The sequence below is a fragment of the Pseudoflavonifractor intestinihominis genome (assembly GCF_040096055.1).
Classification (GTDB): domain Bacteria; phylum Bacillota; class Clostridia; order Oscillospirales; family Oscillospiraceae; genus Pseudoflavonifractor; species Pseudoflavonifractor intestinihominis.
This window is the reverse complement of sequence record NZ_JBBMFK010000004.1, coordinates 112601-126544: the sequence shown is the minus strand read 5'-3', so window position 1 is coordinate 126544 and position 13944 is coordinate 112601. Positions and strand designations below refer to the sequence as shown.

11 protein-coding genes are annotated in these 13944 nt (G+C 64.8%); all 11 read right to left on the bottom strand.

The features are described from left to right. Positions 1-168: 168 nt before the first annotated feature. The 11 genes from WMO64_RS03940 to WMO64_RS03890 all read right to left on the bottom strand — a co-directional run bounded on the left by WMO64_RS03940 (position 169) and on the right by WMO64_RS03890 (position 13896). Positions 169-1095 carry a magnesium transporter CorA family protein gene (locus WMO64_RS03940; protein ID WP_294517231.1) on the bottom strand — a complete coding sequence of 309 codons (927 nt, stop codon included), beginning with the start codon at positions 1093-1095 and terminating at the stop codon, positions 169-171. 690 nt (positions 1096-1785) lie between these two features. Beyond that, on the bottom strand, positions 1786-2916 hold the full coding sequence (gene ftsZ / locus WMO64_RS03935) for a cell division protein FtsZ (protein WP_294517233.1): 1131 nt from the start codon (positions 2914-2916) through the stop codon (positions 1786-1788). A gap of 48 nt (positions 2917-2964) precedes the next feature. After that, positions 2965-3357, bottom strand: a complete 393-nt coding sequence (locus tag WMO64_RS03930; protein WP_294517235.1) for a small basic family protein — start codon at positions 3355-3357, stop codon at positions 2965-2967. Further along, complete coding sequence (locus tag WMO64_RS03925; protein ID WP_294517237.1) at positions 3354-4124, bottom strand: DUF881 domain-containing protein; 771 nt, start codon at positions 4122-4124, stop codon at positions 3354-3356. Before WMO64_RS03925 ends, WMO64_RS03930 begins: the two co-directional genes overlap by 4 nt. Positions 4125-4152: 28 nt before the next feature. Continuing rightward, positions 4153-4923 (bottom strand): cell division protein FtsQ/DivIB, encoded by a 771-nt coding sequence (locus WMO64_RS03920; protein WP_294517239.1) that lies wholly within the window; start codon positions 4921-4923, stop codon positions 4153-4155. A 105-nt stretch (positions 4924-5028) separates the two neighbouring features. Then, positions 5029-6291, bottom strand: a complete 1263-nt coding sequence (gene murA, locus WMO64_RS03915) for a UDP-N-acetylglucosamine 1-carboxyvinyltransferase (RefSeq protein ID WP_294517241.1) — start codon at positions 6289-6291, stop codon at positions 5029-5031. A gap of 113 nt (positions 6292-6404) precedes the next feature. After that, the gene (murG, locus tag WMO64_RS03910) at positions 6405-7535 is read right to left on the bottom strand and encodes an undecaprenyldiphospho-muramoylpentapeptide beta-N-acetylglucosaminyltransferase (protein ID WP_294517393.1); all 1131 of its coding nucleotides are present in this window, start codon (positions 7533-7535) and stop codon (positions 6405-6407) included. Positions 7536-7571: 36 nt separating this feature from the next. Next, positions 7572-8780, bottom strand: a complete 1209-nt coding sequence (gene ftsW / locus WMO64_RS03905; protein WP_349231079.1) for a putative lipid II flippase FtsW — start codon at positions 8778-8780, stop codon at positions 7572-7574. A 50-nt stretch (positions 8781-8830) separates the two neighbouring features. Next, positions 8831-9817 carry a phospho-N-acetylmuramoyl-pentapeptide-transferase gene (gene mraY, locus WMO64_RS03900; protein WP_349231078.1) on the bottom strand — a complete coding sequence of 329 codons (987 nt, stop codon included), beginning with the start codon at positions 9815-9817 and terminating at the stop codon, positions 8831-8833. A gap of 134 nt (positions 9818-9951) precedes the next feature. Continuing rightward, the gene (locus tag WMO64_RS03895; RefSeq protein ID WP_349231077.1) at positions 9952-11412 is read right to left on the bottom strand and encodes a UDP-N-acetylmuramoyl-L-alanyl-D-glutamate--2,6-diaminopimelate ligase; all 1461 of its coding nucleotides are present in this window, start codon (positions 11410-11412) and stop codon (positions 9952-9954) included. A 102-nt stretch (positions 11413-11514) separates the two neighbouring features. After that, positions 11515-13896, bottom strand: a complete 2382-nt coding sequence (locus tag WMO64_RS03890) for a penicillin-binding transpeptidase domain-containing protein (RefSeq protein WP_349231076.1) — start codon at positions 13894-13896, stop codon at positions 11515-11517. Positions 13897-13944: the final 48 nt, after the last annotated feature.

Here is a 13944-nt window from a genome sequence, read left to right as displayed (position 1 = left end):
GCCCTCTGCCCTCTTTCCCGCAGGGCAGAGCTTTTTGCAGCACATTGTGAATTATATATCATTTGTCCAAATTGTCAACTGCTAATTGTCTCCGGCCCCAGAGATTTTCGTCATAATATACAAATTCCGCATGTCCCCTGTTGGGGGACATGCGGAATCACTTCGCAGTTAAAACAAATCGTGTTTTTTCAGGATCAGGGCCACGATGCTGAGGATCAGGATGGCCAAAATCAGGGGAATCCACCAGAACTGATCCAGGGGCAGGCCGGCGGTGATGTTCATTCCATAGAATCCGAAGATGATATTCGGCACTGTGAGCAAAACGGTGATGGAGGTCAGCACCTTCATGATCACGTTCAGGTTGTTGGAGATGACCGAGGCGAAGGCGTCCATCATGCCGGAGATGATGGAGGAGTAGATGTTGGCCATCTCAATGGCCTGACGGACCTCGATCAGCACATCCTCCAGCAGGTCGTGGTCCTCCTCGTAGAGGGTGATGATGCGGCCACGGAGGATCTTCTCCAGGGTGACCTCGTTGGCCTTCAGGGAGGTGTTGAAGTAGACCAGGGACTTCTCCAGGTCCAGCAGCTGGATGAGCTCCTTGTTCCGCTGGGACTTGTAGAGGTGGCGCTCCATGTAGTTGTAGATCTTGTCGATCTGCTTCAGGTATTGCAGGAAGCGTTTGGCCACCTGGAGCAGCATGTAGAGGATGAACCGGGTCCGCTTCTGGGTCTCTGCGTTCTTCACCAGACCGTCCTGGAAGTCCTTCACAATGGAGGATTCCTTCAGGCAGACGGTGATGATGTGCTTTTCCGTCACGATGATGCCCAGAGGGATGGTGGAGTAGACCACCGCGTCGTCCTTCTCCACGGCAGGTACGTCGATGATAATCAGGGTCTGGCCGTCCTCCGTGTCGATACGGGAGGTCTCCTCCTCGTCCAGGGCGGCCCGGAGAAACCCGGAGTCCACGTTCAGCGCCTCGGACACGGTGTTCAGCTCGTCCTCGGTGGGGTAGGTCAGGTTGATCCAGCAGCCGTCCTGGATGGCGTCCAGCCGGGTCATCTTCTTGTCAATGGTCTTATGGATGGAGAGCATTCAAATCACGTCTTTCCGACGCGCCGGGGACAGGCAGGCTCGGTCTCCGCAGCGCCCGCAATGCGGCAGTCCGCCCTTGTCCGTCACATGATCGGGACAAGGGCCGCCGTCGAGGCGCCGGCCGCAGCCGTTCCCGCACCTGCCGGGAGAGGTCCGCGCGTCCTTTTTTGAGGCCGCCGCGGAAAACGCCCTGTCATACCCTCATCCAAATCCCGCGATGGCGCGGGCCTTGGATGGGTGCGTGACGCGCTCCGCCAGCGGCATGGGCGCCGCAGACATGGGGCGGACCGCCTCCGCCCTTCAGCCTCCATGCGCCGTGCTGGTCCTGTTTTTCTTCCACGTTCGACTCAGAGGGTCGCTGCTCACGGCGCATATCACTCCTTCTCCATGCGATTCGCCGGATCTCCCGCCGGCAGCCCCACGGCCAAACCCTGAGGCGGCCTGTCCGGCAGATCCTATCGTAACATACATTATGGCAATGGATAAATTCTTTCAAACCTCCGGTGTGCGCCGTTTGAAAGAATTATGCGGCTGTACCGCATCGATCAAACGCATTGCCGCTGATTCAGCAGACATTATTATAAGCCTGTTTTTTCTGGAATGCAACCCGGGAAGCCCCAGGTATGCCAGCCTCCGGCGAAAAACCACGCCGGTCTGCCCGAGAGCAGACCGGCGTGCAGCGTCACAGTGTTATTTTCCCCGGTTGAAGATCTTGAAGATGTCGTTGAAGGGGTCGTCCTCGATCTTGGAGTCGGCCTCCGTCATGGGCTCCAGGGTCTTGGGGGCCTGAGCGGCGGCGGCAGCGGCGGCAGGCGCCTTCTGCTCCCCGCCTCTGGAGAAGGGGGTGGCGGAGATCTTGCTCTCCACCTCCTCGAAGCCGGTGGCGATGACGGTGACCCGGATCTCGTCGTCCAGGGAGTCGTCAAAGGCGGCGCCGAAGATGATGTTGGCCTCCTCGTGGGCGGCCTCCTGCACCAGGTTGGCGGCGGTCTCCACTTCCTCCAGGCCGATGTCCATGGAGCCGGTCACGTTGACCAGCACGCCCTTGGCGCCGTTGATGGAGGTCTCCAGCAGGGGGCTGGAGATGGCCATCTTGGCGGCCTCCTCGGCCTTGTTCTTGCCGGCGGCCCGGCCCACGCCCATGTGGGCCATGCCCGCGTTCTGCATGACCGCGGTTACGTCGGCAAAGTCCAGGTTGATGAAGCCGGTGTTGCTGATCAGGTCGGAGATGGACTGCACCGCCTGGCGCAGCACATCGTCGGCGATCTCGAATGCGTTGGCGAAGGTGATCTTCTGGTCGGTGGCGTACTTGAGGCGCTCGTTGGGGATGATGACCAGGCTGTCCACCCGGGTGCGCAGCTCCTCGATGCCCTTTTCCGCCTGCATCATGCGGCGGCGGCCCTCAAACTTGAAGGGCTTGGTGACCACGCCCACGGTGAGGATGCCCATCTCCTTGGCGATGTCCGCCACGATGGGGGCCGCGCCGGTGCCGGTGCCGCCGCCCATGCCGGCGGTGATGAAGACCATGTCCGCGTCCTCCAGGGCCTTGGAGATCTGGCTGCGGCTCTCCTCGGCGGACTTGCGGCCCACCTCGGGGTCGCTGCCCGCGCCCTGGCCGCCGGTCAGCTTCTCGCCGATCTGAATCTTATAGGTAGCGCTGGACACGGTAAGCGCCTGCTTATCCGTGTTCACCGCGATAAAATCCACGCCCTTCATCCCGGACTTCACCATCCGGTTGACCACGTTGTTGCCGCCGCCGCCGACGCCGATGACCTTAATGGTAACTACCGTATCGGGGCCGCTGTCCAATCCAAAAGGCATAACTGCTCCTCCTATGTGAAAGAAGTGAAATCTCTCTTTTTATGAAAATTATGGCAGCTCATTTTCTGAGGTCTGACCATTATTTATGTCTCGTTCTATTCTAGCCTTCTTTTGGCGTGAGGTCAATAGTTCCCGCCGGATTTCCGCAAAGTTTTGGAACATGCGGGTGCCGAAGACCACCACCGCCGCAAGATATAGGGGCAGTCCCAGCTTGTCCCCCAGCCAGGTCAGGAACACGGCGATGATGGCGTTGCCGAAGAACCCGGACAGGAAGATGGACAGGTTGAAGGTCTTTTTGATGCGGGCGTTCATGCCGCCCAGAGCGGAGTCCAGGGCGGCCAGCAGGCCGGTGGCCACATAGAGGCTGTACTGGCTGGGCACGTGCCAGGGCAGGAAGCAGCCGATGACCAGTCCCACGATCAGTCCGGCAAATTCGATCATCCCACAGCGCCCCCTTCCGTGCCCTCGCTCTGGGCGGTGGAGGGCTTGGCGTACTGGAAGTCGATGACCCCGTTGTAGGCGGGCACGGTGAGCATCTCGCTGGGGGTCACCTTCACCTCGATCTTCCACTGCCCCAGCACGTCCACCACGCCGTTGCGCATGGTGAGGGCGGAGTAGAGGGTGTCGGGGTCGCCGATGGCGTTGAACACAAAGGGCGCGGTGTACCGCCGGCCGTTGACGATGACCACCGACCCGGCGCAGCGGATCTCGGTGGTGGCCATGATCCGCTCCCCGTTGAGGGAGATGGCCTCCGCCCCCGCGTCCCGCAGCTCGTTGAGCACCGAGAGCAGGTCGTTGTCGTGGATGAGGTAGTCGGCCTCGTCGCCGGTGACGTTGGCGGCGCTGGAGTCCTGCAGGCTCACCATCACGCCCGGTCCAACCACCTCCACCAGGCCGGCCTCCATCTCCAGCTTGTCCACCTCGGCCCGCAGGGCCTCGCTCTCGCCGCTGCCCGAGGCGGCCTCGTCCCGGTAGGTCTGGAGCTCGGCCTGCACCTGCTCCAGCTGGGCCTTGGTGGTCTCCAGGTTGTCCACGGTCTCGTTGTAGAGCTGCTGGAGGGTCTCCAGGCGCCCTGCGCTGGTGGCGTCGGCGGCGCTGTTCACCTTGACGCTGCGCAGCTGCACCGCCAGCAGGATGCCCAGCAGCACGCACACGCCGCCGATGGCCAGCTCACCCCGGTTTTTCTTCCTGCGTTCGGTCTGTTCCATCGCTTCTCCTTCCTTCCCGCCGGATCTCTCAGCCCAGCAGGGATGCGTAGGGGATAAAGTGGGGCTCGTCCAGGGTCAGGTCGATGACGCCCCGGTCGGTCTCCTCCAGGGCCCCGATGGCCGCCTCCAGGATCTTGGCCGCCTGGTTGAAGTCGGTGTTCATGGGGATCTTCACCGTGAACCGGCCGCCGTAGCCCATTTTGATGAAGTTGATGGCGGTCAGGTCAAAGCTCTCGGCCTGGTCCGTCATGCCCCGGGCGGCCAGGGCCGCGAAGAGCTTCTCCAGGCTGGAGAGCTTGTTCTCCTCCCCTTCCGCCGCCTTCAGCTGCTCGCCCACCACGGGGCTGTCCGGCGTCAGGCCGGTGAGGGGCGGGAACTCCGCCGCCCGGGTCTCGTCGGTCCGCTCCAGGATCTTGCCCTTGGTATCGATGATCCACCAGGCGTCGCCGCCCTGGATGGCCGCCGCGGGCACACACTCGGTCACGTTGATGACCAGGGTGTCAGGCAGGCGGCGGGACACGGAGATCTCGTCCACATAGGGCAAGCGGGAGATGATCTGCCGCATGACCTTGAACTTGTTGACGGCAAAGAGGTTGTCCCCCTGCTCCACCTCGGCGGCGCTGATGATCTGGTCCGCCGTGTAGGCCGACTGGCCGTTGACCTCGATGTTCTCCACCCGGAAGAACACCGCGCAGCCCGCCACGATCGCCGCTACGATCACGGCGGCGGACAGCACTTTATAGAGGAAGCCGAAGCGTCCTCTGTTCCGCCGCTTGCGCTTGTTCCGTCTCGCCGCCATTTCCCTGCTCCTCTGCTGCCGCCGGGCTGGGCCCGGCGGCCTGTTTTTTCTTCTCAGTATACCGGAGATAATCGAAAAATGTGTGAGGAAATTCTTAAGTTTCCCTTATCCGTCCGCTTCCCGGCGGACGATGTCCGCCCCCAGGCTGCGCAGGGCCCCGTCCAGGTCCTGGTAGCCCCGATCCACGTGGTGGAGGCCGGAGATCCTGCTCCGTCCCTCCGCCCCCAGGGCAGCCACCACCAGGGCTGCGCCGCCCCGCAGGTCGGCGGCGTGGACTGCCGCGGCCTTCAGCCGCTCCACGCCGAATACCACGGCCACCCTTCCCTCCACCCGGATATGGGCTCCCATGCGGGCGAGCTCATCCACGTGGCGGTAGCGGCTCTCAAAGATGTTCTCCACAAAGACCGAGGTCCCCGCCGCCGTGGTCAGGGCCGCCATCAGGGGCGCCTGGGCGTCGGTGGGAAAGCCGGGATAGGGCGCGGTGCGCACCGGGCTGACCCCCCGCATGGGGCCGGACCGGGAGAGGGAGATCCGGCTGTCGTCGCTGCGGACCTTGCAGCCCGCCTGGCTGAGCACCGCTGTCACCGTGGACAGGTGGCGGCAGTCTGCGCCGGTGACCTCGATCTCCCCTCCCGCGGCGGCGGCCGCCGCCAGGTATGTAGCGGCCACGATGCGGTCGCCCATGACAGTGTGCTCCGCCCCGTGGAGGGGCAGTCCCCCCCGGATGGTGATCATGGAGCTGCCCGCCCCCCGGACGTCCGCCCCCATGGCGCGCAGGAAGGCCTGGAGATCGGCGATCTCCGGCTCCCGGGCGGCGTTGGTGATGGTGGTGACCCCATCGGCGGCCACCGCCGCCAGCATGGTGTTCTCCGTGGCCCCCACGCTGGGGATGGAGAGCACGATGTCCGCACCGGTCAGGTGTCCGCCAGTGCAGCGCAGGGCGCCGCCGGCCTCGTCCACCGCGCCCCCCAGGGCCCGGATGGAGGCCAGGTGGAGATCGATGGGCCTGGGGCCCAGCTCGCAGCCCCCGGGGGCGGACAGCACCGCCTCCCCCATCCGGCCCAGGATGGCCCCCAGGAAGATGACCGAAGAGCGCATCTCCCGCATCAGGTTGTCGGGCACGTCGCACCGGGACAGGCTGGAGGCGTCCACCCGCACCGTGTCCCCCTCCCGGGCCGTTTTGCAGCCCAAGTGCTCCAGAATGGCCAGGGACGCGGTCACGTCCGACAGGTCGGGGCAGTTGCGGATGACGCTCTCCCCCCTGCCCAGGATTGTGGCCGCCAGAATGGGCAGCACGCTGTTCTTGGCGCCGTGGGCGCGGACCGTCCCCTCCAGCCGCCTGCCGCCCTCCACCAGAAAAATACTCATATCCTCCGTCCTCCGCAAAGTTGGTCTTGTTTTCACTCAGGCCATACTATGCGGCCCTTCCCAGGGGCGTTCCCGGGGCAAAGAGGGCAAAGGACGCTGAAATGGGACGGATCTCAGCCTTTCTTCATCAAACCCACCAGGGTCTGGTAGATGTGCTCGCTGGCGTCGGGCACGGCCATCTCCCGCAGGTTCCGGCTCATGTCCTCCCGGCGGGCGCTGTCGGCCATCAGGCCGTTAAGCAGCTCCAGCAGCACCTCCGGCTTGCCGGCGCACTCCTTCTCGGGCAGCAGCACCGCCGCACCCCGGTCGGAGAGCACCTTGGCGTTCTTGGTCTGGTGGTCGGCTACCACGTTGGGGGAGGGCACCAGCACCGAGGGCTTGGCGATGGCGGAGATCTCCGAGATGGTGGAGGCCCCCGCCCGGCAGACCACCAGGTCGGCGGCCGCCATGATAAGCGGCATATCGTAGATGTACTCCCGCAGCTCCACGCCGGTGTCCTTCAGGCTGACGCCCTTCCGGGACAGGGCCGCCTGCATCCGCTGAAAGTCCCGGCCGCCGCCGTGGATGTGGCGGAAGGGCGCGCCCTGGGCGCACTCCTGGGCGATGACGTCCACCATCAGGTCGTTCATCACCGCCGCACCCAGGGAGCCGAAGAAGGACAGCAGCAGGGGCCGGTCGTCGGCAATGCCCAGCTTCTCCCGGGCCTCCTTCCTGGTGTACCGGAAGAAGTCGCCCCGGACGGGGGTGCCCGTCACCACCACCTTCTCCGGATGCTCGTAGTGGTTCCGGCTCTCCTCAAAGCCCACCATCACCACGTCCACCACCTTGGACAGGGCCTTGGTGGTCAGACCGGGGACCGCGTTGGACTCGTGGACCGCGGTGGGGATGTGCCGCTTGGCGGCGGCGTTGACCACCGGGTAGGAGGCGTAGCCGCCGGTGCCCACCACCAGGTCGGGCTTGAACTCGTTCAGGATAGCGTTGGCCTGCTTCTTGGAGCGGCCCATGTTGAAGAGGGTCTTCAGGTTGTGGCCCACCGCCGCCGGGGTCAGGGACCGCTGGAAGTTAGTGATGGTCACCGTGCGGATGTCATACCCCTCCTTGGGTACCAGGCGGGTCTCCATGCCCCCGTCCGCTCCCACAAAGAGGATGCGGCAGCCCGGATTCCGCTCCTGAAAGAGCCGGGCCAGCGCCACCGCCGGATTGATATGTCCCGCGGTGCCGCCGCAGGTGAAAAGGATGTTCATCAATACCTCACTCCAAACCTCTCGTACCGTAACGTATCAGCCCTGTCTGGGCGCCGGTATCTGCCTGGACACCGACAGGACAATTCCCATTTCTACCAATTGTATGACCAGTGCCGTGCCGCCGTAGCTGAAGAAGGGCAGCGAGATGCCGGTGGGGGGGATCAGGTTGGTGACCACGGCGATGTTCAGGAACACCTGCACCGCCACCAGGGTGGTGATACCCACCACCAGCAGCGCGCCGAACCGGTCCCGGGAGTGGATGGCGATCCAGTAGCCCCGGATGACCAGCAGGGCGAAGAGAATGATAATGATGGCCGCGCCGATGTAGCCCAGCTCCTCGCAGGTGATGGAGAACACGTAGTCGTTCTCCGGCTCGGGCAGGTAGTTGAACTTCTGCCGGGAGTTGCCCAGGCCCACGCCCAGCAGTCCGCCGGAGCCGATGGCGTAGAGGGACTGGATGGTCTGGTAGCCGCCGTCGAGGGGGTAGTTCCAGGGGTCCTCCCAGATGGCCAGGCGGGCGGCCATGTAGCTGGTCTGGGTCATGATGAACCACAGCCCCGCGGCCACCGCCGCGCCGCCGGCCACGAACCAGCCCAGCTTGATGCCGCCGGCAAAGAGGACAGCCGCGCCGCCCACCAGGATGAGGATGGTGCCCGACATGTGGGGCTCCATGAGCATGAGCAGGGCCACTGCCCCCAGGATGAGCATATAGGGCACCAGCTCGATGAAGCCGATCCGGTCCAGCAGGTCCAGCAGGCGGCCGGAGGGCTTGCGCAGGTCGTACTTTTTTCGCTTCTCCGTGCTCCGCTTGGACAATCGTGAGGAGAAGTAGAGGATCACGCCCAGCTTGGCGATCTCAGAGGGCTGGAAGCTGCCCAGGCCGGGCACACGGATCCAGCGCTGGGCGCCGGTGGTGGCCTTGCCGAAGCCCAGGGGGGTGAACACCAGGACCAGGCACAGGAAGGCCGCCAGCAGGGCAAAGACCGCCAGCCAGCGGTAGTGCTGGTAGTTGAGTTTGCTCACCAGGTACATGACCACAATGCCGGCCGCGCCGAACAGGGCCTGGCGGACAAAGTAGTAGGTGGGGTCGTGCTTGGCCACCACGCCGTCGTAGTAGGCTGTGGCGTAGGAGGCGGAGAACACCATCACCAGCCCGATTCCCGTGAGCATTAGGGTCAGCATCAGGAAGGGCAGATCCATGGGTCCCCGTGCCAGCTGCTCCTCCACGGTGAGATCCCGCTTCATTTTCCGCGCCGTGACGGTCACCTCCCAAAGGTTTCTCCCGCTCTGTCAGCTCAGAACGGATAGCGGTTGATCAGGCCGAAATAGGCCAGCAGACAGGCCGCCAGCGTGATCAGGGTAAAGACGGTAAAGAGCTTCACCTCGCTCCAGCCCCCCAGCTCCAGGTGGTGGTGCAGGGGCGCCATGCGGAAGATCCGCTTGCCGTGGGTCAGCTTGAAATAGGTCACCTGGATGATGTCGGACAGGGTCTCGGCGATGTAGATGATGCCCACCAGGATCAGGAGCAGGGGGATATCCAGGGCAAAGGCCATGCCGCACACCACGCCGCCCAGGAACAGGGAGCCGGTGTCCCCCATGAACACCTTGGCGGGGTGGAAGTTGTAGATGAGGAAGGCGCACAGGCCGCCGAACAGGGCGGATGCGAACACGCCCAGCTCAGTGGCGCCCCACAGGACGGACACCGCCAGGAAGAACAGGGACACGGGCATGGTCACGCCGGTGGCCAGGCCGTCGATGCCGTCGGTCAGGTTGACGGCGTTGACCGTGCCCACCATGACAAAGGCGGCAAAGACCATGTACAGCCACTCGGGCAGGTCCAGGGTGACGTTGACAAAGGGGATGTACAGGTCGAAGCTCAGGTAGCCGAAGTGGCGCAGCAGCAGGGTGAACACGATGGCGGCCGCCAGCTGGAGCAGGAACTTCATCCCGGCGGACAGGCCGTCGCCGTGGTGGTACTTCACCTTCACATAGTCGTCAAAGAAGCCGATGGCGCCGAACACCAGGGCGAACACCAGCACGAACAGGGCGCCGTAGGCCCCGGCGGCGATGTCCCGCCAGCCCACGGTGAGCACCGCCACGGTGATGCCCACGATAAAGGTCAGGCCGCCCATGGTGGGGGTGTTCTGCTTGGAGTTGTGCCACGCGGGTCCGTATTCCTTCACGCCCTGCCCCGCCTTCAGCCGGCGCAGCAGGGGGATCAGCACCTTACCCGCCAGGAAGGCCACCACAAAGGCCACCAGGAAGCTTACTACATATCTCATCTTTTGAACCTCCCAAACCTCCGCCCGCACACGCCGGGCTTCTCCGGTCCGTTTTCACAAAGTGGTATTTTACCATAAGCGAGCTGGTGTTTTCCACTCAAAAAGTAACAAATTTTCCTTCTGTTTTCCGATTTTCATGGACAGTCCCGGGACTGGCCGTCAAAATAGGCGGCCACCTCCTCCCGCTCGTCCAGGTGGCGGCGGGTGGTGCCGATCTCCTGATAGGTCTCATGCCCCTTGCCCGCCAGCACCACCGTGTCCCCGGTCCTGGCCTCGTCCAGGGCCCGGCGGATGGCCTCCCGCCGGTGGGGCACCACGATGCAGGGGGTGTCGCTCCCCTCCATGCCCGCCTGGATGTCGGCCAGGATGGCCTCCGGGTCCTCGGTGCGGGGATTGTCGGAGGTGAGCACCACCAGGTCGGCCAGCTCCGCCGCGATGGCCCCCATGACGGGCCGCTTGGTCCGGTCCCGGTCGCCGCCGCAGCCGAACAGGCAGATGACCCGGCCCGGGGTGAAGTCCCGCACGGTGGTGAGAATGTTCTCCAGGGCGTCGGGGGTGTGGGCGTAGTCGATGATGACCGTGTAGTCCGCCGGGGTGGGCACCACCTCGATGCGGCCCTTGACCCCCCTGGCCTCCGCCAGGGAGCCGCACACCTCCGGCAGGTCCAGCCCCAGGGCCAGGCCGCAGGCGATGACGCCCAGGGCGTTGTAGATGGTGAACCCGCCGGGGATGGGCAGCTTCACCCGGGCGATGGCCCCGGTGGTGAGGGCCTCGAATTCCACCCGGTCAGGGAACAGGCGGATGTTCTTGGCGGTCACGTCGGCCTCGTCCTTGTTCTCCGAGTAGGTCACCGCCGGGCAGGTGACGGCGGAGGCGTAGTACCGCCCGGCCTCGTCGTCCAGGTTGAGCACCGCCGTGCCGGTCTGGCGGAAGAGAAGCCCCTTCACCCGCCGGTACTCCTCCATGGTGCCGTGGAAGTCCAGGTGGTCCCGGGTCAGGTTGGTAAAGATACCGGCCTGGAACCGGATGCCGTCCACCCGGTGGAGGGCCAGGGCATGGGAGGACACCTCCATCACCACGTGGGTGCAGCCCCGGTCCGCCATGTCCCGCAGCAGCTTCTGTACCTCCCAGGACTCGGGGGTGGTGCGGTGGGCGGGGACGATCTCCTCCCCGATCATGTTCTGGTTGGTGCCCATGAGCCCCACCTTTGCCCCCAGCACCTGCTCCAGCATGGCCTTGAGGAGATAGGTGGTGGTGGTCTTGCCGTTGGTGCCGGTGACGCCGATGACGGTCAGGGCGTCGGCCGGGCGGCCAAACCAGTTGGCGGACACCGCCGCCAGGGCGGCCCGGGTATCCCCGGCGATGAGCCAGGGCCCGGGCCCGTCGGGGGCCTTATGGCAGATGACCGCCGCCGCCCCCTTCTCCACCGCCTCATGGAGGAATTGGTGGCCGTCGGTCTTGTAGCCGGTGAGGGCCACAAAGAGCTCCCCCGGCCGGATGGTGCGGGTGTCGTAGCTGATTCCTGAAATTTCCACATCCTCGTCCACGGAGCCCCCAAGGAGGGCCACGCCGGACAAAAGCGCCTTCAGTCTCATGCTGTCACCCCTCACTCTGTGTGCCGATATCAGAATCTTCGCTTCAGCCCGGTCCGGGAATGCTCCCGGACCGGGCTGGTCGCCTTGGGAAATGCCGTCCGCTCAGAAGCCTGCGCCGGCGGTGGTGGCGGTGTTGTCCATGAACTGGACCTCCACCACGGTGCCCCGGTCCACCATGGTGCCGGCGGCGATGGACTGGCCGGCGGCGATGGTGCTGGAGGTGTAGTAGTCGGACACGCCGGTGGCCTTCATGTACAGGCCCAGGTTGCTGAGGGTCTGGCGCACCGTCTCAGGAGACTTGCCCGACAGGTCGGGCACCTCCACCTGGTCGGTGGGCTTGGCCTCGCCCAGGTAGAGCACCATCTCGCTGCCGCCGGGGATGGACGCGCCCTGGATGGGGATCTGGTCGGTGACGGTCTCGCCGCTGCCCACGGTGCGCACCGTAAGCCCGGCGGCCTCCGCCTTGGCCTGGGCGTCGGCCACGGACAGGCCCACCACGCTGGGGGCCAGCACGTCGGCGCCCGAGAGCTCCTCGGCGGTGTACTGCTTCTCCACGCCCATGTAGTCCAGGATGTTGGCCAGCAGCTCGCCGGCCCGGGTGGCGCCCATGACGCCGCCGCTGATGTAGTAGCCGCCGGAGGTGTAGTTGCTGCCGGGGGACACGGGCTTGGGGTTATCGAAGGCGATGAGGATCACCACCTGGGGGTCGTCCGCGGGGGCGAAGCCCAGGAAGGAGACGATGGTGTGGTCGTCTTCCAGGGTCTCGGAGGAGCCGGTCTTGCCGCCGATGCGGTAGCCCGCCTGGTAGGCGTTCTTGCCGGTGCCGCCGTTGACCACGCCCTCCAGGATGGTGCGGCACTTCTCGCTGGTGGCCTCGCTGACCACCTGGCGGCGCTCGGTGGGCTCGGTGCTCTGGAGCACGTTGCCGTCGGCGTCGGTGATGGACTCCAGCACATAGGGCTGCATCAGGTGGCCGCCGTTGATGACGGCGGAGGCGGCGGTGATGAGCTGGATGGGGGTCACGTTGAAGCGCTGGCCGAAGGAGGCGGTGGCCAGGGAGGCCTCGCCGTAGGGGCCGGTGAACCAATCACGGGACCACACCGTACTGCCCGCCTCGCCCTGCATGTCGATGCCGGTGAGCTCCAGGAAGCCGAAGTCCTCCAGGTAGTCGTAGAACTTCTCCGCGCCCAGCCGCTGGCCGATGGCGATGAAGGCCGGGTTGCAGGAGTTGGCCACCGCCTTGGCCAGGGTCTGGGTGCCGTGGCCTTTGCGGTCGGAGCAGCGGATGGTGCTGCCGGCGATGACCACCGAGCCGGTGCAGTTGAAGGTGTCGCTCTCGCTGACCACGCCCTCCTCCAGGGCGGCGGCCAGCACCACGGACTTGAAGGTGGAACCGGGCTCGTAGGTGTCGTTGATGGCCTTGTTGCGCCACTGGAGCAGCTGGGCCTCGCCCAGGGCCTCTTTATACTCGTCGCTGTCCTCCCCGTAGGTGCTCTTGAGGGTCTCCAGCTCGGCCAGGGTGTCCGGGTCGGTGACCTGGCTGGGGTTGTTCAGGTCGTAGGTGGGGGAGTTGGCCCAGGCCAGGATGGCCCCGGTGTTGGGGTCCATGGCGATGGCAAAGCCGCCGTTCTGCACGTCGTACATCTCGATGCCCTTCTCCAGGGCCCGCTCGCAGTAGTACTGGATGGTGGCGTCAATGGTGAGATTCAGGTTGTTGCCGTCGGTGGCGTCGTAGTAGTTCTCGTAGCGGGAGAGCATCTCGGTACCGTTGCCGTTCTTGGCGGTCACCACCCGGCCGGTCTCGCCGGAGAGCACGCTGTCGTAGTAGGCCTCCATGCCGTAGGCGCCCTCGTTCTCCGAGTTGACGAAGCCGATGACCTGGGCGGCCAGGCTGGAGTGGGGGTAGTACCGCTTGGAGGTGGGGGTGGAGTAGAGGGCGTTGGACAGGCCGTACTCCAGCTTGAAGGCCATGACCTGCTCGTTCACGTCCTGCTCCACCTTGGCGGCCAGGCGCACGTAGGAGGTGTCCTTCTGGAGGCGGAGGAGAATGGTGTCCTTGTCCATGCCCAGGATCTCCGCCAGGCCGGACGCCACCGCCTCGTCGGTGGGCTCGGGGCCGGGGGCCGTCTTGCTCTCCCCCTTCTGATAGGCCTCCACCTTTTTCTGGTAGTTCTCCTGGACGGTGTTCAGGTCCCGGGGGGAGACAATGATATCGTAGGCCGTGGAACTCAGGGCCAGGGGGGTGCCCTTGCTGTCATAGATGGTGCCCCGGTTGGCCGTCACCGCCACGTCCCTGGTCTGCTGGCCGATGGCCAGCTCCTGGTAGTACTCATGGTTGGTGATTTGGAGGTTGTACAGCCGCACCAGCAGGGGGATGAAGATCACCACGCCGAAGATGGCCATCAGGAAGATGGTGCGCCCCAGGATGGTGCGGTTTCCCCGCCGGTCGGGCTGCTGCTTCTGTTTCTTTTCGCCGTTCATCATGCGATCACCTCTGTGCCTGTAAAAACGCGCTGACTGTTTTCTCTCTAT

Coding starts and splice junctions, on each gene's coding strand:
- WMO64_RS03940 (WP_294517231.1), bottom strand. CDS start 1,095: ATGCTCTCCATCCATAAGACCATTGACAAGAAGATGACCCGGCTGGAC.
- ftsZ (WP_294517233.1), bottom strand. CDS start 2,916: ATGCCTTTTGGATTGGACAGCGGCCCCGATACGGTAGTTACCATTAAG.
- WMO64_RS03930 (WP_294517235.1), bottom strand. CDS start 3,357: ATGATCGAATTTGCCGGACTGATCGTGGGACTGGTCATCGGCTGCTTC.
- WMO64_RS03925 (WP_294517237.1), bottom strand. CDS start 4,124: ATGGAACAGACCGAACGCAGGAAGAAAAACCGGGGTGAGCTGGCCATC.
- WMO64_RS03920 (WP_294517239.1), bottom strand. CDS start 4,923: ATGGCGGCGAGACGGAACAAGCGCAAGCGGCGGAACAGAGGACGCTTC.
- murA (WP_294517241.1), bottom strand. CDS start 6,291: ATGAGTATTTTTCTGGTGGAGGGCGGCAGGCGGCTGGAGGGGACGGTC.
- murG (WP_294517393.1), bottom strand. CDS start 7,535: ATGAACATCCTTTTCACCTGCGGCGGCACCGCGGGACATATCAATCCG.
- ftsW (WP_349231079.1), bottom strand. CDS start 8,780: ATGAAGCGGGATCTCACCGTGGAGGAGCAGCTGGCACGGGGACCCATG.
- mraY (WP_349231078.1), bottom strand. CDS start 9,817: ATGAGATATGTAGTAAGCTTCCTGGTGGCCTTTGTGGTGGCCTTCCTG.
- WMO64_RS03895 (WP_349231077.1), bottom strand. CDS start 11,412: ATGAGACTGAAGGCGCTTTTGTCCGGCGTGGCCCTCCTTGGGGGCTCC.
- WMO64_RS03890 (WP_349231076.1), bottom strand. CDS start 13,896: ATGATGAACGGCGAAAAGAAACAGAAGCAGCAGCCCGACCGGCGGGGA.